The organism is Streptosporangium sp. LJ11, assembly GCF_051918945.1.
Taxonomy (GTDB): domain Bacteria; phylum Actinomycetota; class Actinomycetes; order Streptosporangiales; family Streptosporangiaceae; genus Streptosporangium.
Genome location: NZ_JBPXMB010000004.1, coordinates 78,008 through 103,597, shown reverse-complemented (window position 1 = coordinate 103,597; position 25,590 = coordinate 78,008). Strand labels below are relative to the sequence as shown.

The 25,590-nt window shown below is 71.7% G+C and carries 20 protein-coding genes; 11 read left to right on the top strand and 9 right to left on the bottom strand.

Annotation, left to right across the window (positions count from 1 at the left end):
- Positions 1-46: 46 nt before the first annotated feature.
- Positions 47-1,552 carry a M28 family metallopeptidase gene (locus ACTOQ3_RS07390; protein WP_440082652.1) on the top strand — a complete coding sequence of 502 codons (1,506 nt, stop codon included), beginning with the start codon at positions 47-49 and terminating at the stop codon, positions 1,550-1,552.
- A gap of 176 nt (positions 1,553-1,728) precedes the next feature.
- Here ACTOQ3_RS07390 and ACTOQ3_RS07385 read toward each other — a convergent pair whose 3' ends face one another.
- Entirely contained in the window at positions 1,729-2,361 is a 633-nt protein-coding gene (locus tag ACTOQ3_RS07385) for a mycothiol-dependent nitroreductase Rv2466c family protein (protein WP_440082651.1), read from the bottom strand.
- Positions 2,362-2,537: 176 nt separating this feature from the next.
- Here ACTOQ3_RS07385 and ACTOQ3_RS07380 point away from each other — a divergent pair, with 176 nt between their 5' ends.
- On the top strand, positions 2,538-3,143 hold the full coding sequence (locus ACTOQ3_RS07380) for a TetR family transcriptional regulator (RefSeq protein WP_440070524.1): 606 nt from the start codon (positions 2,538-2,540) through the stop codon (positions 3,141-3,143).
- Complete coding sequence (locus ACTOQ3_RS07375; RefSeq protein ID WP_440070525.1) at positions 3,143-4,093, top strand: hypothetical protein; 951 nt, start codon at positions 3,143-3,145, stop codon at positions 4,091-4,093. Before ACTOQ3_RS07380 ends, ACTOQ3_RS07375 begins: the two co-directional genes overlap by 1 nt.
- 31 nt (positions 4,094-4,124) lie before the next feature.
- On the opposite strand, the gene ACTOQ3_RS07370 is transcribed toward ACTOQ3_RS07375, so the two are convergent.
- Both ACTOQ3_RS07370 and ACTOQ3_RS07365 read right to left on the bottom strand, forming a co-directional pair.
- Entirely contained in the window at positions 4,125-4,991 is an 867-nt protein-coding gene (locus ACTOQ3_RS07370) for a hypothetical protein (RefSeq protein ID WP_440082650.1), read from the bottom strand.
- Positions 4,988-5,479, bottom strand: a complete 492-nt coding sequence (locus ACTOQ3_RS07365; RefSeq protein WP_440082649.1) for a SigE family RNA polymerase sigma factor — start codon at positions 5,477-5,479, stop codon at positions 4,988-4,990. The genes ACTOQ3_RS07370 and ACTOQ3_RS07365 overlap by 4 nt, the downstream gene beginning before the upstream one ends.
- A gap of 173 nt (positions 5,480-5,652) precedes the next feature.
- Here ACTOQ3_RS07365 and ACTOQ3_RS07360 point away from each other — a divergent pair, with 173 nt between their 5' ends.
- From ACTOQ3_RS07360 to ACTOQ3_RS07350, 3 genes are all read left to right on the top strand, one after another.
- Positions 5,653-6,483, top strand: a complete 831-nt coding sequence (locus tag ACTOQ3_RS07360) for an undecaprenyl-diphosphate phosphatase (protein ID WP_440070528.1) — start codon at positions 5,653-5,655, stop codon at positions 6,481-6,483.
- Positions 6,484-6,723: 240 nt separating this feature from the next.
- Positions 6,724-8,529: a glycoside hydrolase family 15 protein gene (locus ACTOQ3_RS07355; protein ID WP_440082648.1), complete on the top strand. Its 1,806-nt coding sequence runs from the start codon at positions 6,724-6,726 to the stop codon at positions 8,527-8,529.
- A gap of 207 nt (positions 8,530-8,736) precedes the next feature.
- Positions 8,737-9,204 (top strand): DUF417 family protein, encoded by a 468-nt coding sequence (locus ACTOQ3_RS07350; protein ID WP_440082647.1) that lies wholly within the window; start codon positions 8,737-8,739, stop codon positions 9,202-9,204.
- Positions 9,205-9,400: 196 nt separating this feature from the next.
- On the opposite strand, the gene ACTOQ3_RS07345 is transcribed toward ACTOQ3_RS07350, so the two are convergent.
- From ACTOQ3_RS07345 to ACTOQ3_RS07335, 3 genes are all read right to left on the bottom strand, one after another.
- On the bottom strand, positions 9,401-10,639 hold the full coding sequence (locus ACTOQ3_RS07345) for an extracellular catalytic domain type 1 short-chain-length polyhydroxyalkanoate depolymerase (protein ID WP_440082646.1): 1,239 nt from the start codon (positions 10,637-10,639) through the stop codon (positions 9,401-9,403).
- Positions 10,640-11,130: 491 nt separating this feature from the next.
- Entirely contained in the window at positions 11,131-11,970 is an 840-nt protein-coding gene (locus ACTOQ3_RS07340; protein WP_440082645.1) for a M55 family metallopeptidase, read from the bottom strand.
- Positions 11,937-12,614, bottom strand: coding sequence for a peptidase (locus ACTOQ3_RS07335; protein WP_440082644.1), 678 nt, complete (start codon positions 12,612-12,614; stop codon positions 11,937-11,939). Before ACTOQ3_RS07335 ends, ACTOQ3_RS07340 begins: the two co-directional genes overlap by 34 nt.
- Before the next feature lie 64 nt (positions 12,615-12,678).
- Between ACTOQ3_RS07335 and ACTOQ3_RS07330 the strand changes: the two genes are divergently transcribed.
- From ACTOQ3_RS07330 to ACTOQ3_RS07320, 3 genes are all read left to right on the top strand, one after another.
- Complete coding sequence (locus tag ACTOQ3_RS07330) at positions 12,679-13,605, top strand: inositol monophosphatase family protein (protein ID WP_440082643.1); 927 nt, start codon at positions 12,679-12,681, stop codon at positions 13,603-13,605.
- Between the two features lie 444 nt (positions 13,606-14,049).
- Positions 14,050-16,692 carry an ATP-dependent RNA helicase gene (locus ACTOQ3_RS07325; protein WP_440082642.1) on the top strand — a complete coding sequence of 881 codons (2,643 nt, stop codon included), beginning with the start codon at positions 14,050-14,052 and terminating at the stop codon, positions 16,690-16,692.
- A 118-nt stretch (positions 16,693-16,810) separates the two neighbouring features.
- Positions 16,811-18,217, top strand: coding sequence for an amidase (locus tag ACTOQ3_RS07320; RefSeq protein ID WP_440082641.1), 1,407 nt, complete (start codon positions 16,811-16,813; stop codon positions 18,215-18,217).
- Between the two features lie 171 nt (positions 18,218-18,388).
- Here ACTOQ3_RS07320 and ACTOQ3_RS07315 read toward each other — a convergent pair whose 3' ends face one another.
- From ACTOQ3_RS07315 to deoC, 3 genes are all read right to left on the bottom strand, one after another.
- The gene (locus tag ACTOQ3_RS07315; protein ID WP_440082640.1) at positions 18,389-19,357 is read right to left on the bottom strand and encodes an aldehyde dehydrogenase family protein; all 969 of its coding nucleotides are present in this window, start codon (positions 19,355-19,357) and stop codon (positions 18,389-18,391) included.
- Positions 19,358-19,539: 182 nt separating this feature from the next.
- Positions 19,540-20,967 carry an aldehyde dehydrogenase family protein gene (locus tag ACTOQ3_RS07310; protein WP_440082639.1) on the bottom strand — a complete coding sequence of 476 codons (1,428 nt, stop codon included), beginning with the start codon at positions 20,965-20,967 and terminating at the stop codon, positions 19,540-19,542.
- Positions 20,968-20,976: 9 nt separating this feature from the next.
- Positions 20,977-21,915, bottom strand: a complete 939-nt coding sequence (gene deoC / locus ACTOQ3_RS07305; protein WP_440082638.1) for a deoxyribose-phosphate aldolase — start codon at positions 21,913-21,915, stop codon at positions 20,977-20,979.
- Between the two features lie 364 nt (positions 21,916-22,279).
- Here deoC and ACTOQ3_RS07300 point away from each other — a divergent pair, with 364 nt between their 5' ends.
- Positions 22,280-22,441: a hypothetical protein gene (locus ACTOQ3_RS07300; protein ID WP_440082637.1), complete on the top strand. Its 162-nt coding sequence runs from the start codon at positions 22,280-22,282 to the stop codon at positions 22,439-22,441.
- Positions 22,442-22,565: 124 nt separating this feature from the next.
- Positions 22,566-25,442, top strand: coding sequence for an ATP-binding protein (locus ACTOQ3_RS07295; RefSeq protein WP_440082636.1), 2,877 nt, complete (start codon positions 22,566-22,568; stop codon positions 25,440-25,442).
- The last annotated feature ends 148 nt before the right edge of the window (positions 25,443-25,590 follow it).

Here is a 25,590-nt window from a genome sequence, read left to right as displayed (position 1 = left end):
GGTGCGCGCCGCTCGGGGGACCCACACACCCTCAAACCCGAGGAGCATGATGCGCAGTCTGTGGACCATGGGCATGGCGGCGATCCTGGCCATCCCGTTGGCGTTCACCGCACCGTCGGCGTCGGCCGCCGTCCCACCGGACATCTCGCTGACCGCCCTGAAGGCACACCTCACCCAGCTCCAGTCCATCGCCACCGCCAACGGCGGCAACCGCGCCCACGGCCGCCCCGGCTACCTGGCCTCGGCCAACTACATCAGGGGCCTGCTGGACGGGGCGGGATTCACCACCTCCCTGCAGTCGTTCACCTACAACGGCGCGACCGGCTACAACGTCATCGCCGACTGGCCGGGCGGCGACCCGAACGACATCCTGATGGTCGGCGCCCACCTCGACAGCGTGACCGCCGGACCGGGCATCAACGACAACGGCTCCGGCAGCGCCGCCATCCTGGAGACCGCCCTGGAGGTCTCCCGCCAGTCGCTGGCACCCACCAAGCACCTCCGCTTCGCCTGGTGGGGCGCGGAGGAGCTGGGCCTGCGCGGCTCCCAGTACTACGTGAACAACCTCCCGGCCGCCGAGCGGGCCAAGGTCAAGGGCTACTACAACTTCGACATGGTCGGCTCGCCCAACGCCGGATACTTCGTCTACGACGGCGACAACTCCGACGGCGTCGGCTCGGGCCCCGGCCCGGCGGGTTCGGCGCAGCTGGAGTCGACGCTCCAGGCGTACTTCACCTCGATCGGCGTGGCCACCCGGGGCACCGACTTCGACGGCCGCTCCGACTACGGGCCGTTCATCGCCGTCGGCATCCCCGCGGGCGGTACCTTCACCGGCGCCGAGGGCATCAAGTCCAGCGCCCAGGCCACCCTGTGGGGCGGTACGGCGGGGCAGGCGTTCGATCCCTGCTACCACCGGGCGTGCGACACCACGTCCAACATCAGCGACACCGCGCTGAACCGCAACGCCGACGCCATCGCCTACGCGGTGTGGACGACCGCGACCGCCGTGCCTCCGACGGTCGTCTGGCAGGACACCTTCGAGACCTCGACCGGCTGGACGACCAACCCGTCCGGCACCGACACCGCCACCTCCGGCCTGTGGGAGCGCGGCGACCCCGAGGCCACCGCCTCCAGCGGCGCCAAGCAGCTCGGCACCACCGTCAGCGGCACCAACGACCTGGTCACCGGCAGGCTCGCGGGCACCGCCGCGGGCGACCACGACATCGACGGAGGCATCACCAGCGTCCGGTCGCCGGCGGTCACCCTGCCGTCGACGGGCACGCTCAAGCTGGCGTTCTCCTGGTATCTGGCGCACGGTTCCAACGCCTCCAGCGCCGACTTCCTGCGGGTGAAGGTCGTCGGCTCCACCACCACCCAGGTGTTCCAGCAACTCGGCGCGGCCTCCAACCGCAACGGTGCCTGGGGCGCGGCCAACGTCGACGTCTCCGCCTTCGCGGGGCAGAGCGTCCGGATCCTGGTCGAGGCCGGTGACGCCTCCGGCGCCTCCCTGGTCGAGGCAGGGGTGGACGACGTCAAGCTGACCCGCCAGTGAGCGGGACGGTGACCCGGCTGCGGTGAGCGAGACCGGGTGCGGCCCGCGCCTTCCCCTCCACGGGCCGTCCGGACCCCTCCGGACGGCCCGGCACGCGGGTCGCACCCCTCGCGGAAGAACCGCCTTCGAAAAGGACCGCTCGCGGAAGGCCCCTCCGGGGCCCGCGGTCCGTCAGCTCAGCTCGGATCGTCGAGCCGGGGCTCCTCGTGCGGGGCTCCCTTGAGCTCGTGGAACCCCGGGGTCGCGGCCACCAGCAGCGTCCCGTCCCACAGGCGGCCCGCCTGCTCGCCCACGGGAGTCCGGGAGATCACCGGGCCGAAGAACACCACGCGCTCGCCACCGGTGGCGGGGCCGGTGGCGGCGACCACCGGGGTGCCGACGTGCTCACCGATCAGGCCGATGCCCTCCGCGTGCGAGGCGCGCACCGCCTCGTCGTAGGCCGTCGACGTCCCGGCCTCGGCGAGTTCCGGCGGCAGGCCGGCGGCGACGAGGGAGTCGTGCAGGGAACCGGCCCAGTCATCCCCGCGAGCGCGCCCGACGGTCCACATCGCGGCGTGGAGCCTCCCGAGCGCCTCCTGGCCGTACTCCTGCCGCACGGCCATGCAGACGCGCACGGGCACCCACAGGTACCCCTCCGTGTCCCCCTCGGGATCCTCGTCGCGGCCCTCGTTGAGCACCGACAGGCTCATCACGTGCCGGCGCACCTCGACGGGCCGCACCCGTTCCACCTCCGCCAGCCACCGGGAGGTGATCCAGGTGTAGGGGCAGGAGGGGTCGAACCAGAAGTCCGCGATCGTCCTGTCCGTCATTTCCCGTTCTCCGATCGTCGCCCTCCGGACCGCGCCCAGGCAATATGCCACCTTCGCCGGGCCGCGCGCCACAACCGGCCCGCTTGCCTCCCCGTTCCCCGTCGTGACCCGTCCCTGTCGCCAAGAAAAATAAACCGGGTTTGCTTTTGAACTCGGTTCGCCTTTACCGTACTCGCATGGCAGGACTACGGGAGCGGAAGAAGGAGCAGACCCGACGGCGGATCGCCGCGGTGGCGCTGCGGCTGTTCGCCGAGCGCGGCTTCGACGCGGTGACCGTCAACGAGATCGCCGAGGCCGCCGAGGTGGCGAAGGTGACGCTGTTCAAGTACTTCCCGACCAAGGAGTCACTCGTCCTGCGGGGAGTGGGTCAGGAGGACCTGGCCGGGATCGTCGCCGCGCGGCCTCCCGGGCAGTCACCGCTGGAGGCATTGCGGGCGTACTACCGCGGATTCGCCACCGAGCCCGCGGAGGCCGTGGACAGGGACACGCTGATCGTCCAGATGCGAGTGATCTTCTCCAGCCCCGCGCTCAGCAGCGGGGCGAACGACCTGCTCCACGGTCAGCGCCTGGCGCTGGCGCGGGTGCTCGCCGAAGAGCGCGACGAGCTGACGGCCGCTCTGATGGCCGCCCAGATCACCGCTTCGGTGCTGACCCTGCAGGAGAGGTTCTTCCGCCACCTGGTCTCCGGCGCCTCGCTGGACGAGGCGGGCAGCCGCCTCTGCGGGGACGTCGAGCTCGCCTTCGACCTACTGGAACACGGTCTCGACCAACCGGGAGAGTAATGCGCGCGAAAGGGATCAACTATGACACCGGGTTCCTCCCCGGCCAGGACAACACCCGCAAGGTGTTCGACCCCGGCGCCGTCCGGCACGACATGGACGTCATCGCCGGCGAACTGCACTGCGACGCCGTACGGATCTCCGGTGGCGACCCCGCGCGGCTGAGCGTCGCCGCCGAGCACGCCGCCGCGGCGGGGCTCGAGATCTGGTTCGCCCCCTTCCCGGTCGATCTCCCGGCCGAGGCGATGCTCTCGACCTTCGCCGACGCCGCGGAGCGGGCCGAGGCCGTACGGCGCGGCGGGGCCGAGGTGGTGTTCGTGGCCGGGTGCGAGATCAGCGCGTTCGGCCCCGGGTTCATCCCCGGCGCCACGTACCGCGACCGCATGCGGACGATAGACGAGGCCGACCTGGAGTGGTGGTCCTCGCTCGGCCCCGTCCTGGAACGGCTCAACGGCTTCCTGGCCGAGAGCGCGGCCGTCGTCAGGCCCCGCTTCGGCGGCCGGATCACCTACGCGGCGGCCCCATGGGAGTTCGTCGACTGGGGCCCGTTCGACATCGTCGGCGCCGACAGCTACCGGGCCGCCTACAACGCCGGCACCTTCAGGGAGGAGCTGCGCGAGAAGTTCAAGCACGGCAAGCCGGTCGCGGTGACCGAGTTCGGCACCTGCGCCTGGCGGGGCGCGGGCGAGCGCGGCGGCATGGCCTGGCTGCCGCCCGAGGACGCCGTACGGGACGAGGGCGAGCAGGTGCGCTACTTCACCGAGCTGCTGGACGTCTTCGAGGAGGAAGGGGTGGACACCGCGCTCTGGTTCACCTTCGCGGGCTTCGGCCGCGTCGGGGACGGTGACCTCGCCTCCTACGGCGTGGTCAGGATGCTCGACCGGGAGCGCTGGGCGCCGAAGGAGGTGTTCCACACGATGGCGGCCAGGTACGCTCGCGGCCGAGCCGTCTGACGGGAGTCGTCCCGAGGGCCGGGGGATCGGGTCAGGAGGACGGGCGGTCGTAGACGCCGATCGCCCAGCGGCCGGGCCTGCTGCCCACATTCGCCAGCACCCGCTCGAGCACCCGCGTGTCCATCCGCGGGCCTATCAGGGCCCAGATCATGTAATGCCCGCGGCACATCCCCGTCCTCTCCACTTCCTTCTCCGGGCACTTCAGCTTTTTGAGCGCTTCACGGGAGATACGCGGCCTGGGGGGAAGCACCCAGACCGTGGCACTCTGCTCGCGCGACGTCCAGCCGGGGGGCACCGACCTCTCGTCGTGCTGCGAGATCAGCCCCGGCCAGCCGCTGCCGCATTCGCCGGCGGAGCCCGATCTGTGTTTCCCCGTCCCGATCACCTTGACCACCACTGCCCTCGGGTCCTCGCAGACGACCCGGAATCCGGTGAAGACACTGGTCGGGGTGAACTTCACGGTGCGTTTCACGCCCAAGGTATTCGACCGGTACGCGTGGATCAGCCGCATTTCATGACGGTTCCGCAGGTCGTTGACGGTCGCGGGAAGGTCCTTACCGGGGACGGCGGTGGGAACGGGCGGAGGAACGGGCGTGGGGTCGGCGGCGACGGCCACGATCGGCGCCTCCGCCCCGCCTCCGGCGGACAGCGACGGCGCCACCACGGCGACCGCGAGCGCCCCGGCGGTGACGACCGCCGCGGCCGTGGCCGCCGTCCGCCGCCGCCGGATCGCCCGGCCCCTGGCGAGGATCGCCTCCAGCCGGGCCGTGTCTCCACCGTCTCCACCGTCTCCACCGTCTCCACCGTCTCTGCCGCCTCTGCCGCTCCCGCCGCCTCTGCCGCTGCCCGCGCCGCGCTCCTCCAGGAGCGCCCTGAGGTCGTTCTCGGTGTTGCTCATCTGCGTACTCCCGTCGTCGCCTGGATCCCCTGATCCACCCTGAGCCGGGTGAGAGCCCTGTTGAGCTGGCTCTTCACCGTCCCGACCGAGCATCCGAGCACCCCGGCCACCTGGGTCAGCGGCATGTGCTCGAAGTAGTGCAGGACGACCACCGCGCGCTGGCGCCCCGACAGGGTGCCGATCGCCGTCCACAGCGCGTCCCTGTCGCCGACGTCGCTCGCGAAGTCCCGCCCGTCCGGCCGGTCGGGCAGTTCCCCCGTCGGGACCTCCCGCCGCCAGCGCCGCCGCCACCAGGAGGCGTGGGTGTTGGTGATGATCCGGTAGACGTACGGGTCGGGATCGCCGTCGATCCGCTGCCAGGCGAGCCAGGCCCTGGCCAGCGCGGTCTGCACCAGGTCCTCGGCGATCGCCCAGTCTCTGGTGAGGAGGTACGCCGCTCGCAGTAGCCGCTCGTGGCGCTGCTCGACGTACTCCGCGAACTCGGTCATCGTGCCTCCGCCTCGGTGTTCCGATGATGACTACCGTCTGGCGGGCGGGTTCGGTTTACGGCCGATCACGAAAGAAGCGCGGTCGGCATCGGCCGTACGGCCGGGTCACAGTTGCTCCGCCGCTCCGCTAGCCTCGCGTAGGTTACGCACGCGCTGGTACGGAAGGTGCTGAAGTGATCGGCTGGTTCGAAGCGGTGGTCCTCGGGCTGATTCAGGGATTGACGGAGTTTCTGCCGATCTCCTCCAGTGCCCACATCAGGGTCGTGTCGGCGTTCTTCGGCTGGCCGGACCCGGGGGCCGCGTTCACCGCGGTCGTCCAGCTCGGCACCGAGGCCGCGGTGGTCATCTACTTCCGCAAGGAGATCTGGGAGATCATCTCCACCTGGACCCGCTCCCTGTGGACCCCCGACCTGCGCGGCCACTACGCCGCCCGGATGGGCTGGTACGTCATCGTCGGCACCATCCCGATCGTGGTGCTCGGCCTGCTCTTCAAGGACTCCATCGAGGGCGCCTTCCGCGACCTGCGCCTGATCGGCACGACGCTGATCGTCTTCGGACTGATCCTGTGGTTCGCCGACCACACCGCCCGCAACAGGCTCACCCTGGAGCGGCACCTCAGCTTCACCCACGCCCTGATCTACGGCTTCGCCCAGTCGCTCGCCCTGATCCCCGGCGTGTCCCGCTCCGGCGGCACCATCAGCGCCGGGCTGCTGCTGGACTACCGCCGCGAGGAGGCCGCGAAGTACTCCTTCCTGCTCGCCATCCCGGCCGTGCTGGGCGCGGGCTTCCTGGAGCTGTTCAAGATCGGCGAGGGTGCGGCGCCCGAATGGGGCCCCACGATCCTGTCCACCGTGATCTCGTTCATCGTGGGCTACCTGGCGGTCTCGTGGTTCCTGAAGTACATCAGCACCCACCGCTTCACCGGCTTCGTGATCTACCGGATCGCCCTCGGGATCATCATCATCGCCCTGGTGAGCTTCGGGGTCCTCGACCCCTCGGCCTAGAGCCTGTCCGCCAAATGATCACGGCTGGTCCGGAGGGGCCGGCCGTCACCGCGCCCTTCTTGGCCATCTCCTCGCCCGGGAAAAGAATTTCGCTCGTCAAGTGAACGGTCTTGGTGAAAAGCGGGAAGAAACAGGGTAGAGCCCCTCCGCCCCCCGCCCGCCCGAACCACCCGGGCCACCCGAACCGCCTGGCTCGCCGCGAACTCCACGATCCTTCCCGGGGGAGGGACGAGGTGCCCATTGAGTACGCGACCGATCAACGACTACGCCCTGCTGTCGGACTGCCGATCCGCCGCGCTGGTCACCTCCGACGGCTCGGTGGACTGGCTGTGCCTGCCGCGATTCGACAGTCCGGCGCTCTTCGCCCGGCTGCTCGACGAGGACGCCGGATACTGGTCGATCCGCCCCACCGGCCCCACCGAGGTCACCCGCCGGTATCTGGAGCACACCCTGGTGCTCGAGACCACCTTCCGCGGCCGGGACGGAACCGTGGTGCTCCTCGATGCGCTCGCCCTGGGCAGCCGGGAACGCGGGCACTCGCTGGGCGCGTCCTCGCCCGGCCTGCTCCTGCGTCAGGTGACCTGCGTCGAAGGTCGCGTGCCCGTGGAGATGGCGTACGTGCCGCGACCCGAGTTCGGGCTCGTCCACCCCCTGATGCAGCCTGTCCGAGGCGGCCTGATCTCGCGTGGCGGGGCCAACGTCCTCGCCCTGTCCAGCCCCGTCGAGCTGCGGGTGAGCGGCTCGGTCGCGGACACCGCCGTCACCCTGCGCGCCGGACAGAGCCTGGGGTTCGCCCTGCAGGCCGGCTGGGCGTGGGCGCCCGACCCGTTGTGCCGCACTCCCCCGTACATCGCGCGCCGGGCGAAGGACACCGTCTCGGGCTGGCGCTCCTGGTCACGGCATCACGCCGACTACGAAGGCCCGTGGCGTGAACAGGTGAACCAGAGTGGCCGGGTGCTGCGTGCGATGACGTACTCCCCCACCGGGGCCATCGTGGCCGCGGCCACCACCTCCCTGCCCGAGAGCATCGGCGGGGAGCGGAACTGGGACTACCGCTACACCTGGATCCGGGACGCCAGCTTCACCCTGCAGGCCCTGTCCACCGCCACCTGCGAGATCGAGGAGACCGCCTTTTTCACTTTCCTCGCCAACGCCTGTGCCACCCAGCTCGACCGGGGCGTCGACCTGCAGATCATGTACGGCGTGGGCGGCGAGCGCGATCTGAGCGAACGGCACCTGCCGCACCTGCGCGGCTGGCGGGGCAGCGCGCCGGTGCGGGTCGGCAACGACGCCTGGCGCCAACGCCAGATCGACGTTTACGGGGAGCTGCTCGACGCGGCCCATCAGGTCTACTGCGACACCGGCCCTCTCGACCCGTTCACCTGCGCTTTTCTGGTCGGGGTGGCTGAGACCGCCGCCCGTCGCTGGCGAGAGCCGGACCAGAGCCTGTGGGAGATCCGCGGGTCCGGCCGCCACTTCACGCACTCCAAGCTGATGTGCTGGGTGGGACTGGACCGGGCCATCGCGCTGGCCCCGATGCTGGGGGCCGACGCCCGGATCGCCGACTGGACGAGCACTCGCGAGGAGATCCGCGCCGCGATCCTGGCTCAGGGCTGGAACGAGCGCGCGGGTGCCTTCACCCAGACGTTCGACGGCACCGACCTCGACGCCGCCGTGCTGGTGATGCCCATGGTCGGGTTCCTCTCCCCGGACGATCCGCGGGTGCGGTCCACCGTGCACGCCATCGCCACCCACCTGACCGACGATCGAGGCCTGGTGCACCGCTACCACGCCGCCGACGGGCTCCCCGGCCAGGAGGGCACGTTCCTGCTGTGCACCTTCTGGCTCGCGCAGGCCCTGGCCCTCATGGGGCAGGGCGCCGCGGCCAGGAGGGCGTTCGAGACCGCCGCGTCGTACGCCAACGACGTCGGTCTGCTCGCCGAGGAGGTCGACTCGGCCACCGGGGAGCCCCTCGGCAACTTCCCGCAGGCTTTCAGCCACATCGGCCTGATCAACGCCGCCCGCGCCATCGGCGACACCATCTGACTCCCGACGCCGGTGACGAGCCGGGTGTGCCGGCAGGTGCCGGCACACCGGAACGATCGAGATGACGGAGCGCTCCATCGGCTCGTGGGCCGATGCCCCCGCACTCCCCGGCCGGCATGCGGTCCTGCCCGGCGCCGCTGAATACAGCCCGGCGTAGACTGGGCACACGCAGGACATTCGCGACGCACCATGCGAGGGGATACCTGTATGAGAACGCGACCCACGACCGCCTGCAATCTCCAGATCGCGGGGGCCTCGACGCTTCGTTTCGGGCTGGCGCTCAACCTGGTGGTGATCGGGCGGCTCAAGTTCGAAGACTACGAGGTCGAGAACATCCGCCCCTTGATCACCTCGAGTCCGCCGTTCTCGCGACTTGCCACCAAGCTCGGTGAACAGCGGCTGGCCAGGCTCATCGGCGTGGCGGAGATCGTCATCGGATCGCTGATCGCAGCGAAGTCGTTCGCCCCCAGGGCCTCGGCGCTCGGCAGCCTGGCGGCGGCGGGGATGTTCACCACCACGCTCAGCTTCCTGATCACCACGCCGGAGGCCTGGCAGGAAAGGCGCGGGGAGCCGAAGCTCTCCCTCGCGGGCCAGTTCCTGCTGAAGGACGTCGTCCTTCTGGGAGCCTCCCTGTTCACCGCCGCCGAGTCCCTGCGATACGCCTCGCGCCCGTAGCCCTCGATTCCGGCCGGGGTCGATGATCGCGGATGGTTTCGTCCTCGATCGGCGCGGGATGGTCGCACGCGCCGTGGATACACCGAGGCGCATCGGCCGGTGCGCGCCCGCGACGCGGGCGATGTCGCGAACGAACGCGACCGGCCGGCTGATCGACCGGTCGGTCGCGTTCGGGTTCCCGCCGTCCGCGGGCTCGCTAGCACTCGCTGTCGGCGACGACCCAGTGGTTGGGACCGGTCTGCTTGAGACCGTGCGTGATGAGGGTGTTCCACAGGCCCATGGCGTTGTTGGACCCGTTGGCGTAGGTGTAGCCGCCGGACTGGTAGGCCCGTCCGGCGACGGTGTGGGCGTAGTTGCTCGCCCTGACGCAGGTCTGGGGCACCGTCGGGGTGGGGGTCGGGGTCGGGGTCGGCGTGACGGTCGGGTTCGGGGTCGGCTGCGTGCCACCGGTCAGGCCGAAGAACTGCGCGTCGTGGTAGGCCGAGCAGATGGTGTCGAGGAAGTACGCCGCCGCGCTGCCGCACTGGTCGGCGGCGCCGCCGGGATCGATCGGCAGGCCGTGTCCCATGCCGGCGATCTCGTACACGCGCACCACGTCGTTCCCGTACACCTTCAGCGAGGTGCCGCCGGTGAGGCTCCGCGTGGAGGTGGGGCTCTGCGAGACGCCCCGCACGTTCGTCCACTGGTCGCGCAGCTGGGCGGCGTTGACCGGGACGACGGTGGGGTCGGCCGTTCCCTGCCAGATCGCGACGCGCGGGTACGGTCCCGAGTAGCCGGAGTGGGCGCCGCGTACCAGGTCGCCCCACTGCTGCGGGGTCTTGCTGACCGGACCGCGCTGGCAGGGGGAGGCCTGGAGGATGCTGGTGGCGCACCGGTACGCCAGCCCGGCCCCGATCGAACCGCCCGCGAAGACGTCCGGGTACGTGGCGAGCATGACGGCCGACATGGCCCCGCCCGCCGACAGGCCGGAGACGTAGACGCGCGCCGGGTCGGTCCCGTAGGTGGAGACCGCGTAGGCGACCATCGCGCGGATCGAGGCGGCCTCGCCCTGGCCCCGGGTGGTATCGGCGGTCTCGAACCAGTTGAAGCAGCTCAACCCGTTGTTCGCGCTACTGGTCTGCGCCAGGACGAGGGTGAATCCCGACTGGTCGGCGTACTTGCGCCATCCCGAGTTGGCGAAGTAGCCGCTCGCGTTCTGCTGGCAGCCGTGCAGCAGGACGACCAGCGGGCGCCCGGCGGTCGATCCGTCGGGACGGTAGCTGAACATGGTGAGGTTGCCCGGGTTGCTGCCGAACGAGCCGACCTGGACGAGTGACGCGGCTCGCGCGGGAGACGTCGTCGCGGTCGCCGCGCCGAGCAGTCCGAGCAGTCCGAGCAGTCCGAGCGACAGGGTGAGAAGGATGCGGAGTAGACCCGCGGGAAGGGATGCGGTCATGACGTGCTCCTTTGTGGCCCTGTGACCCGTATCACCGGCCCTTACCAGCGCACGTTAAAACCGTCGTAACCCATTTGACATGTTCCCGAGACACACTCTTCGCCTCCGCGTTATGGATCACACGGTGGCGGGCGGGGCTCCCCGGTCCCGGACCTCACGAACTTTCCCGGCTTTCCCGGCTTTCCCTGCCTTCACGGGCTCCTGACCTTCACGGGCTCCACGGACTTCACGGACGCCCTCCGCGGGCGGCCCTGCGGCCCCCCTCGGCGACCGCCGCGAGGCGCCACTCCCCGAAGCAAGCCCGGCTCCGGCGGGAGGCTGCCGGTCGTCCGCCCGCAGCCGGGCGGCGTGTTGGTAGGCGGTCACAGCGGTGAGGAACATAGCGGTCAGACCGATCACAGAGGGATCATTCCCCCGCCCAGCACGACGAACACCACCGCAGGCGCGAACCCCCGGCCGTGTCCCCCGTCACCGTTAGCCGCCGCTCCCGCTCACGGTCCGATCTGTGTGAGCAGGGCGATGAGTTGGAGCATGCCGTAGGCGGCTGTCATGGTCTCGGCGGTGAAGACAACGGTGCGCCCGCTTCTGGTGACGCCGGGAATGAGGGCGGAAAGGTCTGCCGAGCGTGGCTGATGTAGATCGACCTCGACCTGCAGCGGTTGAGAAACCAGGGTCGGCGGATTGTCGGCATGGAGTTGCATCGCCTGGCCGGCGCCTTGACGCAAGCGGTCTTGTGCCTCCTGTGGGTGAAGAGTGTCGGCCGCGTGCTGGCCGAGGCCTCGTTTGACCGGCACGGTGACGGCCCGGGGCGCCAGCGCGCTGAACTCGTCGCATGCGGCCTCATCTCCGCTGGCCAGCACGACGGGTACGCCGTATGAGCCCGCCAACAGGGCGTTGATTCCGATCTCGCCGTACGAGCGGCCGTTGATGCGGACGTCAAGGATGGCATCGGCGATGGTGTGAGCGAGTACGGCGCCACTGGCACCCGCGCGGGCGTGGTACCCCACGAACATCGCTACCTGGGCTCCCACTTCCAAGCCCGCCAGCATGCCCATTTCACGAGGTTTGCCACGGATCAGCCGGGCTCGCTGGTCGAGTTCCTCGGGCAGGATGTTGCGGTAGGAGCCGTGGGAGTCGGCCACCAGCACCTCGGCTGTCGGCTCGGCACCAATCAGCCCCGCCACCACGGCGTTGGCCGCTGCCGTCATCAATCGCCGACCACGTTCATAGTCGTAGCGTTCCGGGGTGGTCTCCGCAGGGTGAACGATCCCGGCGATGCCCTCCATGTCCACCGAGATCAATACCTTGATTCCCATGGCTTGTTCCAGCACGCGAGCAAGGCGATGCCACGGCCACCGAAGAACGTTTCGAACACGTCGACGGGCAGGCTCGCCCGGCGAGCGCCGGGCGTGTGGCCGGAGGGATTATGCAGGTGAATCAGCCCATGGTCGTGGCCGGTGAGCAGGACCAGGTGGCCGCCCCGGCCGGGCGCGGGCAGATCGGGGCGGCGGATCTCCTTGTGAACCGAGGCCATCACCAAGCACCCGGCCGCCAGTAAGCCGGGGATCTCCTGCATGGTCAGGTGCGGATGGACGGTCGCGTCCAGGCTGTGCTCAGCGCGGACGTAGTCGGCGAACGGCTGGTAGTACAGGCCCTTGATCCGGCCCTGGCCGTCTTCGACGTAGCCGCCGTAGGGCAGCACCCCGCGCAGCAGCTCCATCATCGGCGGCGCGTAGCCGTCACGGTGGTCGAGGATCATCTGGAGGTCAGCCATCCCGCAGCAGTGCTGAGCCCACCGGGCGTACTCCTCGTGGGTAGCGGCGCCGGACTCCGCCCAGCGCGGATCGTCAGCGGGGTCGGCGCCCCGGTAGGCGATCGCCTCGATGAGATCGGGCGTCATGTACTGGGTGTAGATCCCGACGTCGTCATGAAGCGTCTGCTCGGGGTTGGCGGCCGTCGTCGGCCTGCAAGTCATGCAACCCATCGTTTCCGGGGATCGAACCACCCTTGGAGTTACGCTGACAACGGAGGTACATGCAGTGCCCGAGGCCCAGCTTCCGAGCATCGCCGAAGATCTCACAACCCTGGTATCCACGCTGATCAGTGAGATTCGCCCTCAGCTCATCGGCGCTGCCCTCTCGGGCAAGCACGCCGACCGCACGAACGCCCGGCACACCGGCAACTTCCTGTCCGACTACGACCTGCTCCTCCACGACCGCTATCGGGAACTGCTCTCAGAGATCTTCCCGTCCTTCGTCTACGCCAGCGAAGAGGCCGACCCGCAGGTCATAGGCGACGACCCTGACCCCGACCTGTGCGTCCTCGTGGATCCGCTGGACACGAGCGAGATGGCTGTTCGTTCCCTCTACGGCTACACGCACGTCATGGTCTACTCGCGAAGCCTCGCACGTCCGATCGCGGCCGTGGTGGGTGACATCTTCCACCACCTCCAGATCTACACCGCGGCCCGTGACGAGGCCGGCCAGGATCACGCGTTCCTGCGTGAGCAGAACGGCGTCACTCATCCCCTCCGGCCGAGGCAAGCCGTGCCCGTACAGGAAGCCCTCATCACCAACTTCCTGATGAAGCCCGACCGCTTTCAGGCACTGGCCCAGCAGAACCGCCTGATCGAGGAACTGAACCAGCCTGCCGGCAACGGGAACAGCCGTGGCCGTATCGGTGTGGACTTCGGCTCCGTCAGCTTGTGCCATGTCGCTGCCGGCTTCACGGACGCGACGATCGAGTTCTCAAAGGGCTTCGCAATATGGGACCTGGCCCCAGGCCACTACATCCTCAGCGCGGCCGGCGGGACCGTCATCGACCTCCAGGGCAAGCCCATCTCACTGAACTACCAGCTCGATACCTTGGGCGATATCGCCGAGGCGATGGATCGGCGCCAGATGTTCATCGCAGCCACCAACCCAGCGCTTGCCGACGAGATTGCTCATGTGCTGACAGAGCAATGAGAGCGCCGACTGTTCGGCCGAGCCGCCGGCCACGTCGTGGCACGCGCCCAGGAACGCCCCAAACGTGGAGTGTCCGATCGGCGCGGCCAGGTCGAGGACCCCGCGAGGTTCCGTTCAGCAACGTCCGGCGCGCAGGCCGCGACGTCGCGGACGTCGATCGGCTGGATGGGCCACTCGGGGCGGCCGGGCGCCAGAACCTCGCCGCCGGCATGGATCCGCGACAGCCACCAGGGGATGCGGCCGACGTACTCGTGCGGACCGAGGATGACGCTGGGCCGCGGCAGCGTGGTGCATTCCCCGAAGACGCTCGTGACGGCCTGCTCGCATCCGGCCTTGAGGCCCCCGCACTCGTCGGCGTCGCTTTCCCACTCAACGGGACGAGGCCGGGAATCGGCCGTCCCGGGCGGCGTCTCACCCGGTACCGGACTCGGGGACACTGGACGGGTGCGTTCCGACTGGTCCGGCCTGCCCGTACGTCACGTTCTGCCCGAGTTGCTCGCGGCGCTGGACGGGCGGGGCGTCGCCGTGCTCACCGCTCCCCCCGGCACCGGCAAGACCACGCTCGTCCCGCTCGCGCTGGCCGGGCTCCTCGACGGCTCGGCGCCCAGGCGGGTGATCGTGGCCGAGCCGAGGCGGATGGCGGTACGGGCGGCGGCGAGGCGGATGGCGTGGCTGCTGGAGTCCGAGGTGGGGGCGGAGGTCGGGTTCTCGATACGCGGCGAGCGCAGGGTGGGTCCGAGAACGGTCGTCGAGGTCGTCACCACGGGAGTCCTCCTGCAGCGGCTCCAGCGCGACCCCGAGCTCGAAGGCGTGGACGCGGTCCTGCTCGACGAGTGCCACGAGCGCCACCTGGACGCCGACACCGCGCTGGCGTTCCTCCTCGACGTCCGCGCCGCGCTCCGCCCCGACCTGCGGATCGTCGCCACCTCCGCCACCGCCGACGCCGCCCCCTGGGCCCGTCTCCTCGGCTCCCCCGGCGACGCCGTCCCCTCCGATGCCTCCGGTGAACCCGGTGAACCCGGTGAACCCGGTGAACCCGCGCCGATCGTGCACGCCTCCGGCACCATGCACCCGGTCACGCCCGTCTGGGCACCGCCCGCCGGGACCATCGCACCGCCCCACGGCATGCGGGTGGACCCGGCGTTCCTGGCCCACGTCGCCGGTGTCGTACGGCGCGCGCTGGCCGAGCACGAGGGGGACGTGCTCTGCTTCCTGCCGGGCGTCGGCGAGATCGGCCGGGTGGCCGCGATGCTCCCCGGCGTCGAGGTCCTCCAGGTGCACGGCCAGGCCCCGGCCCGCGTCCAGGACGCGGTCCTTTCCCCGGGCGACGGGAGGAGGGTGGTGCTCGCCACCTCGGTCGCCGAGTCGAGCCTGACCGTGCCGGGCGTGCGGATCGTGGTCGACTCCGGCCTGGCCAGGGAGCCCCGTACCGACCACGCGCGCGGTCTCGGTTCGCTCACCACCGTCCGCGCGTCCAGGGCCTCGGCCACCCAGCGGGCGGGGCGGGCGGGCCGCGAGGCGCCGGGCGTGGTCTACCGGTGCTGGTCGCGGGCCGAGCACGACCGGCTGCCCGAGCACGCGCGACCCGAGATCGCGCTCGCCGACCTGACCGGCTTCGCCCTCCAGGTAGCCTGCTGGGGCGATCCGGCCGCCACCGGCCTGGCCCTGCTCGACGCGCCGCCGGCCGCCGCGATGGACGCCGCCCGCCGCACCCTGTACGCCCTGGGCGCGTTGGACTCTCCCGGCACGCCGCGGCCACCGGGCGCGCCGGAGCACTCGCCGGGCCTTCCCCCCGTGGGCCGGGTGACCGACCGGGGACGGCGGATGGCCGGGGTCGGGGTCCATCCGCGCCTGGCGCGGGCCCTGATCGACGCCGGCACGGACGGGATCGGCGCAGGGTCCCGGGCCGCCGAGGTGGTGGCGCTGCTGTCGGAGCAACTGCCCAGGGACGCGGGCGACGACCTGGTGGCGGTCTGGCGCTCCGCGCGCCGGGGCGGTGACGGTTTCTCCGCCCGCTGGCGCCAGGAGGCGGGACGCCTGGCGCGGGCCGTGCCCGGCACCGCCCGGCGTACGGGCCGGACGGCGGGCGGTGCCGTCCGGCCGGGGAACGGCGAGACGGCCGGGAGCGACGACGCCGTGGCCGGGACGGTCGTGGCGCTGGCCTACCCGGAGCGGGTGGCGCGGCGGCGCGGCGGCTCGTACCTGATGGCCTCGGGAACGGCCGCGGAGCTGCCGCGCGGGTCGCGGCTGGAGACGGCGGAGTGGCTGGCCGTCGCGGTCGCCGACCGGCCCACCGGAGCGGCGTCCGCCAGGATCAGGCAGGCGGTGGTGATCGACGAGGAGATCGCCAGGTTCGCCGCGGCCTCCCTGTACGGCTCCGGTGAGGAGATCACCTGGCACATCCCGCCGGGAGGGCGGCGCGGCGACGTGTCGGCGCGGCGGGTGGAGCGGCTGGGCGCGATCGAGCTGTCCAGCGGCGCGCTCCGCGGCGCCGACGTGCGGCCCGCCGTCCTGGAGGGCCTGCGCGCGGAGGGCCTGTCGATCCTGCGCTGGACGCCCGAGGCCGTGGCCCTGCGCGAGCGGCTGGCCTTCTGCCGCCGCACGCTCGGCGACCCGTGGCCCGCGACCGACGACGACGCGCTGATCGGCGCGGCCGACCGCTGGCTGGAGCCCGAGCTGTCGCGAGCCCGCCGCCGGTCGGACCTGGAGCGCCTCGACGTGGTCTCCGCGCTGCACCGCCTGGTCCCGTGGAACGCCCGGCTGGCCGAGGTGGCCCCGGAACGGGTCGAGGTGCCGAGCGGGTCGCGTGTCAGGATCGACTACTCGGGCGAGCGGCCGGTGCTGGCGGCCAAGGTGCAGGAGCTGTTCGGCTGGGCCGAGGCCCCGCGCGTCGCCGGGGTCCCGCTGGTGATCCACCTGCTCTCCCCCGCGGGCCGCCCGGCCGCCGTCACCGCCGACCTGGCCTCCTTCTGGCGCGAGGGCTACCGCGCGGTCCGCGCCGAGCTCCGCGGGCGCTATCCCCGGCATCCCTGGCCCGACGATCCCCTGTCGGCCACCGCCACCCGCCGTACCAACCCCCGCCGCTGACTCCGGCGGGCCGGAAGCCCGGTCACGCCGGGCGAAATAACGCCGATGAGCCGGACAAGTCATCTGATTGAGACGTGGGGCGCTTCCCCTTACGCATTCGCCAGACCACACTCGGTGCATGTCGTGGGTGGGAAGTTCCGCAGTGGAGATCGCGGAGGCCGTGCGACGGGGGAAGGTCACGGCACCCGTGGTGGTCGCCGAGCACCTCGACGCCATCGCCGAGCGCGACGGGCGGGTCGGGGCGTTCCGCGTGGTCCTCGCCGAGCGGGCGCTGGCCGACGCGCGGGCCCTGCAGGAGCGGGAGGACCTGTCCGGGCTGCCGCTCGCCGGGGTGCCGATCGCGATCAAGGACAATGTCGCGACCCGCGGGGAGGCGTCGCGCAACGGTTCGGCGGCGACGTCCGACGTGCCCGCGGACGAGGATCACCCCGTGGTCGCCAGGCTGAGGGCGGCGGGCGCGGTGGTCGTCGGCATCACCAACGTGCCGGAGCTGTGCCTGGCCGGATTCTCCGACAGCGTGTACGGCGTCACCCGCAACCCGTGGGATCCGAGCCGCACCCCCGGCGGCTCCTCGGGCGGGAGCGCGGCGGCCGTGGCGGCGGGGATGGTACCGCTGGCCCACGGCAACGACGGGCTGGGCTCGCTGCGCATCCCCGCCGCCTGCTGCGGCCTGCTCTCGATCAAGCCGGGACACGGGCTGGTCCCGCCGCCGGAGCACGACTGGTACGGGATGTCGGAGAACGGGCCGCTGGCCACCACCGTGGCCGACCTCGCCCTCGCCCTCGCCGTCATGGCGGGCGACATGTCGCTGGCGACGCCCGGGGAGAGCGAGGCCCTGGGCGTGGGCCGCGCCATCGACGACTATCCGGGCGGGCTCACCCTGTCGGAGCCGCTGAGGCTGCGGGTCGCGGTCGCGCCGATGCCGCTGCCGCCGGGACTCTCGGTGGACGCCGAGTTCCAGCGGGCGGTGACCGGGGCGGCGGAGGCGCTGGGCGCGGCGGGGCACACCGTGGTGGACCACGCCGAGCGGATGTCCCTCCGGGTCGGCGCCGCCGCCGTGGCCACCTGGTTCGCGTGCGCCAGGGGCGACGTCGAGGGCCTCGACCCGCGCGGGCTGGAACGGCGCACCAGGTCCCTGGCGAGGATGGGCCGGCTGCTCGCCAGGTTCGGGGCGGACGGCGCGGCGGGCCGCGACCGCTGGCGCGCGTACGGCGCCGACCAGTGGTTCGGGAACGCCGACGTGCTCGTCACCCCGACGCTCGCCGCCGTGCCGCCGCCCGCCGAGCGCTGGGGCCGCCGGGGGCTGCTGGCCAACGTCCGCGTCAACCTGGCGTACGCACCCGCCACCGCCGCGTGGAACATGGCCGGCTGGCCGGCCATGAACGTCCCGTACGGCAGGCACTCCAACGGCATGCCGATCGGGGTCCAGCTCGTCGCGGCACCGGGCGGCGAGGCACAGCTCCTGGCTCTGGCCGGCCAGCTCGAGGCCGCCCACCCCTGGACCCGTCACGCCCCGCTCACCTGACCACCGGCCCCACCAGGCCCGGCGGGGCCGGACGTGGCAGGCCGGGCGTGGCGACGCCTGGCGCGCCGGACCCGGCGGACCAGGCGTCATGGACCGGACGCCGTGGAGCCCGGCGCGCCGGAGCCCGCGGGGCGGACCTGGCGGGGCCCGGCGCGCGGCAGGCCGGGCGCGTCAGACGCCGGTGGGGTGCCAGACGGTCTTGGTCTCCAGGAAGGCCGTCAGGCGCCTGGTGCCGGGGTCTGCGGACCAGTCGGTCGCCGCGGGGCGGAAGACGCGCTTGAGGTTCTCCGCCGCCGCCTCCTCGCACGCGACCGCCAGGCCCTCGTCGGCGACCCCGGTGAGGTCGAGGGCGTTGACGTCCATGTGCGCGGCCAGCCAGGGGGCGATCTCGGCGACCGAGCCGGTGAGGATGTTCACCACCCCGCCGGGCAGGTCCGAGGTGGCGAGCACCTCGGCCAGGGTGATCGAGGGCAGCGGGGCCCGCTCGCTCGCGATCACGACGCAGGTGTTGCCCGTGACGATCACCGGGGCGATCACCGAGACGAGCCCCAGCAGCGGCTCGTCGGGGGCGACCACCGCGACCACGCCGGTCGGCTCCGGCGAGGAGATGTTGAAATAGGGCCCGGCGACCGGGTTGGAGGATCCGGCGACGGCGGCGATCTTGTCGGACCACCCGGCGTACCAGACCAGCCGGTCGACGGCCGCGTCCACGACCTCCCCGGCCTTCCTCGTCCCGGCCTCCGCCAGCTCGGCGACGAACTGGGCCCGGCGGCCCTCCAGCATCTCGGCGACGCGGTAGAGGATCTGCCCCCGGTTGTACGCGGTGGCGCCCGACCAGCCGCCGAAGGCCTTGCGCGCGGCCGTCACCGCGTCGCGGGCGTCCTTGCGGGAGGCCTTGGACGCGTTGGCGAGGAAGTCGCCCCTGGAGGAGGCCACGGCGTAGGACCTTCCGCTCTCGGAGCGCGGGAACGCCCCGCCGATGTACAGCTTGTACGTCTTGCGCACGGCGAGCCGCGCGGGCCCGCGGCTTGCCTCGTCCTCGCCGGTACGGTTCCCGGCGCCCTCGCCCGTACCGTCCGCCGCGGGGGCACCCGCCTGCTTGCCCGCCCGCGCCCGGCCCGGCCGCTCCGCCTTACTCATTTCCCAGCCCTCTCCACGAGCTCTCCTGCTGCGCCAGCCGGGCCGGCACGAAGATCTGACCGCAGCGGCTCACGCCGCACCGGTGGGCGAACCAGCCCCGCAGCACCGGCCGTCCGGCGCGGGCGAAGCCGTGGCCCCGGGTGCTCTGGGCACGGCGGGGACGGCGTCTGGCCCTGTGATGCTCACACATCGAGATACGCCTCCAGCCCGTGCCGTCCGCCCTCGCGCCCGTATCCGGACTCCTTGTAGCCGCCGAACGGCGAGGTGGGGTCGAACCGGTTGAAGGTGTTGGCCCAGACGACGCCGGCGCGGAGCTTGTCCGCCATCCACAGGATCCGCGAGCCCTTCTCCGTCCACACGCCCGCCGACAGGCCGAACGGGGTGTTGTTGGCCTTCTCCACCGCCTCGGCCGGGGTGCGGAAGGTCAGCACGGACAGGACCGGGCCGAAGACCTCCTCGCGGGCGATCCGGTGCGACTGGGCGACGCCGGTGAAAATGGTCGGCGGGAACCAGAAGCCCTTGTCGGGCAGCGAGCAGGCCGGGGACCAGCGCTCGGCGCCCTCGGCCTCCCCCAGGTCGGACAGCTCGCGGATCTTGGCGAGCTGGGCCGCGGAGTTGATCGCGCCGATGTCGGTGTTCTTGTCCAGCGGGTCGCCCAGCCGGAGGGTGCCGAGCCGCCGCTTCAGCGCGTCGAGCAGCTCCGTCTCGATCGACTCCTGCACCAGCAGCCGGGAGCCCGCGCAGCAGACGTGGCCCTGGTTGAAGAAGATCCCGTTGACGATGCCCTCGACGGCCTGGTCGAGCGCGGCGTCCTCGAAGACGATGTTCGCGGCCTTGCCGCCGAGTTCCAGGGTGACCTTCTTGCCGGTGCCCGCGACCGACCTGGCGATCTGGCGGCCGACCTCGGTGGAGCCGGTGAAGGCCACCTTGTTCACGTCGGGGTGGTTCACCAGGGCGGCGCCGGTCTCGCCCGCGCCGGTCACGATGTTGACCACGCCGGGCGGCAGGTCGGCCTGCGCGCAGATCTCCGCGAACAGCAGCGCGGTCAGCGGGGTGGTCTCCGCGGGCTTGAGGACGACCGTGTTGCCGCAGGCCAGCGCGGGAGCGATCTTCCACGCGAGCATGAGCAGCGGGAAGTTCCACGGGATGACCTGGCCGGCCACCCCGAGCGGGCGCGGGCTGGGACCGTACCCGGCGTAGCCGAGCTTGTCGGCCCAGCCGGCGTAGTAGAAGAAGTGGGCCGCCACCAGGGGCAGGTCCACGTCGCGGGACTCGCGGATCGGCTTGCCGTTGTCCAGGGACTCCAGCACGGCCAGCTCGCGCGAGCGCTCCTGGATGATGCGCGCGATCCGGAACAGGTACTTGGCCCGCTCCGAGCCGGGCATCGCCGACCAGACGCCGAACGCCTTGCGGGCGGCCTGGACCGCCCGGTCGACATCGGCCTCGGTGGCCCAGGCGACCTCCGCCAGGACCTCCTCGGAGGCCGGGTTGACGGTCTTGTTGCGGTTCTCACCCTGGGAGTCGACCCACTCGCCGCCGATGAACAGGCCGTAGGACGGCCTGATGTCGACGACGTCACGCGACTCGGGCGCCGGTGCGTACTCAAACATGTGAACGCCTTAGTCGAGAGTGAAGTAGTCGGGACCCGCGTACCTGCCGGTGGCCAGCTTCTGGCGCTGCATCAGCAGGTCGTTGAGGACGCTGGAGGCGCCGAGCCGGAACCAGTCGGGGTCGAGCCAGCCGTCTCCGACGGTCTCGTTGACCAGGACGAGCATCTTGATCGCGTCCTTGGTGGTCTTGATGCCGCCCGCGGGCTTCACCCCGACCTTGCGGCCGGTCGCGGCCAGGAAGTCGCGGACCGCCTCCAGCATGACCAGCGTCACGGGGAGGGTCGCGGCGGGCTGCACCTTTCCGGTGGAGGTCTTGATGAAGTCGCCCCCGGCGAGCATGGCCAGCCAGGACGCGCGGCGCACGTTGTCGTACGTGGACAGCTCGCCGGTCTCCAGGATCACCTTCAGGTGGGCGTCGCCGCACGCGGCCTTGATCGCGACGATCTCCTCGAAGACCTTGAGGTAGTCACCCGAGAGGAACGCGCCCCGGTCGATGACCATGTCGATCTCGTCGGCGCCGGCCGCCACCGCGAAAGTGGTGTCGGCGATCTTGACGTCGAGCGAGGAGCGCCCGCTGGGGAAGGCGGTCGCGACACTGGCCACCTTGACACCGGAGCCCTTCACGGCCGCCGCGGCCTCGGCGACCATGTCGGGGTAGACGCACACCGCGGCCACTTTGGGCACGGAGGGGTCGGCCGGGTCGGGGTGGACGGCCTTGGCGCACATCGCGCGGACCTTACCCGGGGTGTCGGCGCCCTCCAGGGTCGTCAGGTCCACCATGCCGATGGCGAGGTCGATGGCCCGGGCCTTGGCCGTGGTCTTGATGGATCGGGTGCCGAGCGTCGCGGCGCGCTGGTCGGCACCCACGCGGTCGACACCGGGCAGGCCGTGCAGGAAGCTTCGCAGCGCGACGTTGGACGTTGCCACGTCGGTGAGCGAGGTCGTCATAGTTGACACCTCTCCAGCATGCCTACTGGTGTGATTACTTCCAAACTGGACCCTGCCCAGCGGCCCCGCCGGTTTTCGTCAACATCCGCCGACCGCCCCCGCGCGGGAGCGCCCTGTCGCCCGGGGGCCCGGCGGTGACGCGGGGCCGTTCCGGGGGACACACAGGGACCGGGGCCCTGCCGGAGAGGCGAATCGGCGCCGTCTAGGTAGTGCCGGGACGGCCTAGGCGTGATCTAGGTAGTGCGGGGGCGAGAAGCGTCCGGGAGATAGGACATCCTCCCGATGTGGGACCGGGGGCCTTAGGACGAATCTTGAGTCTGTAAGGAAAGCGCGCCGCGAGGCGCCACACCAGAGAGGAACCCTCATGGGTCCCGAGCTCCACCTTGAGATGATCGCCCACCGGACCACCGAGCTCCGCGAGGAGGCGGACAGCTACCGCCGCGCCCGCGAGGCGCAGGAGGACAGGAAGGCCCACTCTTCCGAGAAGCGCCGCCGGGGCTTCTTCGGCAAGATCATCCCGGCATGACCCCGCCCCGAGAGCCCGGCCGCTCCCATCTGCCCGGCCGGGCCTCACTGCCCCCCTGAACCGCCGATTTCACCGAGCGAAAAATAAGGAGATCACACCTTTAAGGCATGACATGCTGGCAGACATGGTGGGTCGGGCGGTAAGTCCCGTCTTCGTGGGGCGGGAGCGGGAGCTCGCGGACCTGACCGAGGCGTTCGAGCAGGCCCGGAAGGACGCGGCGGTGACCGTGCTGCTCGGTGGCGAGGCGGGCGTCGGCAAGTCACGGCTGATCGGGTGTTTCGCGGAACGGGCCACGGCCGACGGCGCCCACGTGCTCAACGGGGGCTGCGTGGAGCTGTCGACCGAGGGCCTCGCCTACGCGCCGTTCACCGCGGCGATCCGCCAGCTCGTCCGCGAGTGCGGCGCCGAGGTGGTCGCGGCCCTGCTCCCCGAGGGCGGGGCGCGCGACCTGGCCCGGCTGCTCCCCGAGTTCGGCGAGCCGAGCGGCGACACGGAGAGCGACACCGCCCGCGCCCGGCTCTTCGAACAGATCCTCACCCTGCTGGAACGGCTCGCGGAGCGCCATCCGGTGATCCTCCTCATCGAGGACGTCCACTGGGCCGACAGCTCCAGCCGCGACCTGATCGCCTTCCTCAGCCGGAACCTCCGCACCGCTCCCGTGCTGATGGTCCTCACCTACCGCTCCGACGAGCTCCACCGCCAGCACCCGCTCCGGCCGGTGCTCGCCGAGCTCGGCCGGCTGGACGGGGTCCTCCGGATGGACCTGCCCCGGCTCACCCGGTCCGAGGTGGCCGCCCAGATGGCCGGCATCCTCGGCACCGCGCCCGAGTTCGCCCTGATCGACAAGGTGTTCCAGCGCAGCGAGGGCATCCCGCTGTTCGTCGAGGCGCTGATGGAGTGCGGCGGCGACTGCACCTTCCCCGACTCCCTGCACGACCTGATCATCGGCTCCGTGGAGCGGCTCCCCGAGGAGACGCAGCGGGTGCTGCGCATCGCCGCCGCCGGCGGCATCCGGGTGAGCCACGCCCTGCTCGTCGCGGTCAGCGCGCTGTCGGACGTCGAGCTCGACGACGCGCTGCGCACCGCGATCGCCGCCAACGTGCTGCAGGTCGCCGACGGCCGCGCCTACGTCTTCCGGCACGCGCTGATCCGCGAGGCCGTGCACGACGAGCTCCTGCCCGGCGAGCACGTACGGCTGCACGCGCGCTTCGCCGAGGAGATCGGCAACGACCGCACGCTGGTGCCCCCCGGCCGGGCCGCCATCGAGATCGCCCACCACTGGCACTCCGCCCGCGACGACCTCTGGGCCCTCATCTCCGCCTGGGAGGCGGCGGGCAAGGCCGCCAAGACCTTCGCCCACCGGGAGATGCTGCAGCTGCTGGAGCGGGTGCTCACGCTGTGGAGCAAGGTCCCCGACGCCGCCGAGCGCATCGGCGTGGACCACACCACCGTCCTGGAGCAGGCCGCCGAGGCCGCGAGCGCCTGCGGGGAGGTCGACCGGGGCAGCAAGTTCGTCAAGGCCGCGCTGAACGAGCTCGACGGGCGGACCGAGCCCGCCCGGGTGGCGAACCTGGTCGTACGGAGATCGCAGTTCAAGAAGGCCAGGCGGCGGCCGGGAGTGCTCGACGATCTCCGCTACGCCGAGCGGCTGGTCCCTGAACCGGGGCTGGAGCGCGCCGAGGTGCTGTCCAAGCTGGGCTCGTACCTGATATTCAGCGGCGAGCTGGCGGAGGGGACGGCGCTCACCGAGGAGGCGCTGCGGATCGCGCGCGAGCACGGCGAGGAGACCCTGGAGGCGGAGCTGCTGCTCAACCTCGCGCTGGGCCACTCGATCGCGGGGCGCATCGAGGCCACGATCGAGCTGAACGAGACCGCGCAGGCGATCGGCGAGCGCGTCGAGTCGGGCCGCAGCGTCCTGCGCGCCATCGCCAACAACGTGGACGCGCTGAACAACATGGGCCGCTCCACCGAGGCGATCGAGCTCGCGCTCGAAGGGGAGCGGCTGGCGAGGAAGTACGGCCGCTACCGGGACCAGGGCACGTTCATCGCCAACAACCGGGCCGAGGTGCTGGAGGCGCTGGGCAGGTTCGACGAGGCCGCCCGGCTGATCGAGCAGACCCTCGGCAAGGACCCCACCCTGCGCACCCGCCACCACCTGCGGCGGGTCCGCGGGGACGTGGCTGTCGCCCGCGGCGAGACGGACGTGCTCAGATCCGTCCTGGACGAGGTGGGCGCGTTCGGCACCGCCCCCGAGGAGTTCACGCAGGAGCTGACCGCCAACGCCCGGCTCATGATCGGCCTGCACATGCTCGGCGGGGAGCCGCTGGCCGCGCTGGAGGTCGCCGAGCGGGTCGCCCGCGAAGCGCAGATCACGAGCAAGCCCATGCTGGGCTGGCGGACGCTCGGCCTGCTCGGCGGCATCTGCGAGACGGTCGAGGAGCTCGCGCCCGAACGGGTGGCGGCGCTGCGCGCCCACGTCGGCAAGGCCGCGGCGACGATGGCCGTGGACAGTCCCGTCGCCGAGGCCTACCGGCTCGGTCTCACCCGCGACCACGACGCCGCGGCCGCCGCCTGGGAACGGCTGGGCCGCCCCTTCCCCCAGGCGAGGTCGCTGCTGCGCGGGGGACGGACGGCGGCCGGCGCCGGTGACCGCGACGGTGCCGCGTCCCGGCTGCGCGCGGCCCACCCGATCGCCGTGGCGCTCTCCGCCCGGCCGCTGGCCACCGAGATCGAGGCGCTCGCCCGCCGGATCGGGATCTCCCTCACCGAGCAGGCCGGAACCACCGGGCAGGCCGGGAGCGGAGAGTCTCCGCTGACCCCGCGCGAGCTGGAGGTGCTCCGGCTGGTCGCGCTGGGACGGTCCAACCGCGAGATCGCCGCCGAGCTGTTCATCTCGGCCAAGACCGTGAGCGTTCACGTCTCCAACATCCTCGGCAAGCTGGGCGTCTCCACCCGGGGCGAGGCGGCCGCGGCCGCCCGACGCCTCGCCCTGATCGGCTGACTCCCGCTCCCTCCCCGGAAGCGATCACCGGACGACGGTACGGCCGGGCGCCGCCCGTATCGGGGACCGGCCTCCTTCGGGACGGCGCGAGCGGCGGTGTCACGACCACTGGCGCCAACGGTCGTCCCGAAGGAAGCCGGAAGCCGTG

What these genes read in the sequence shown, in the direction of transcription:
- ACTOQ3_RS07390 (WP_440082652.1), top strand. Translation starts at nt 47, where the DNA reads ATGATGCGCAGTCTGTGGACCATGGGCATGGCGGCGATCCTGGCCATC.
- ACTOQ3_RS07385 (WP_440082651.1), bottom strand. Translation starts at nt 2,361, where the DNA reads ATGACGGACAGGACGATCGCGGACTTCTGGTTCGACCCCTCCTGCCCC.
- ACTOQ3_RS07380 (WP_440070524.1), top strand. Translation starts at nt 2,538, where the DNA reads ATGGCAGGACTACGGGAGCGGAAGAAGGAGCAGACCCGACGGCGGATC.
- ACTOQ3_RS07375 (WP_440070525.1), top strand. Translation starts at nt 3,143, where the DNA reads ATGCGCGCGAAAGGGATCAACTATGACACCGGGTTCCTCCCCGGCCAG.
- ACTOQ3_RS07370 (WP_440082650.1), bottom strand. Translation starts at nt 4,991, where the DNA reads ATGAGCAACACCGAGAACGACCTCAGGGCGCTCCTGGAGGAGCGCGGC.
- ACTOQ3_RS07365 (WP_440082649.1), bottom strand. Translation starts at nt 5,479, where the DNA reads ATGACCGAGTTCGCGGAGTACGTCGAGCAGCGCCACGAGCGGCTACTG.
- ACTOQ3_RS07350 (WP_440082647.1), top strand. Translation starts at nt 8,737, where the DNA reads ATGAGAACGCGACCCACGACCGCCTGCAATCTCCAGATCGCGGGGGCC.
- ACTOQ3_RS07345 (WP_440082646.1), bottom strand. Translation starts at nt 10,639, where the DNA reads ATGACCGCATCCCTTCCCGCGGGTCTACTCCGCATCCTTCTCACCCTG.
- ACTOQ3_RS07335 (WP_440082644.1), bottom strand. Translation starts at nt 12,614, where the DNA reads ATGACTTGCAGGCCGACGACGGCCGCCAACCCCGAGCAGACGCTTCAT.
- ACTOQ3_RS07320 (WP_440082641.1), top strand. Translation starts at nt 16,811, where the DNA reads ATGTCGTGGGTGGGAAGTTCCGCAGTGGAGATCGCGGAGGCCGTGCGA.
- ACTOQ3_RS07315 (WP_440082640.1), bottom strand. Translation starts at nt 19,357, where the DNA reads ATGAGTAAGGCGGAGCGGCCGGGCCGGGCGCGGGCGGGCAAGCAGGCG.
- ACTOQ3_RS07310 (WP_440082639.1), bottom strand. Translation starts at nt 20,967, where the DNA reads ATGTTTGAGTACGCACCGGCGCCCGAGTCGCGTGACGTCGTCGACATC.
- deoC (WP_440082638.1), bottom strand. Translation starts at nt 21,915, where the DNA reads ATGACGACCTCGCTCACCGACGTGGCAACGTCCAACGTCGCGCTGCGA.
- ACTOQ3_RS07300 (WP_440082637.1), top strand. Translation starts at nt 22,280, where the DNA reads ATGGGTCCCGAGCTCCACCTTGAGATGATCGCCCACCGGACCACCGAG.
- ACTOQ3_RS07295 (WP_440082636.1), top strand. Translation starts at nt 22,566, where the DNA reads ATGGTGGGTCGGGCGGTAAGTCCCGTCTTCGTGGGGCGGGAGCGGGAG.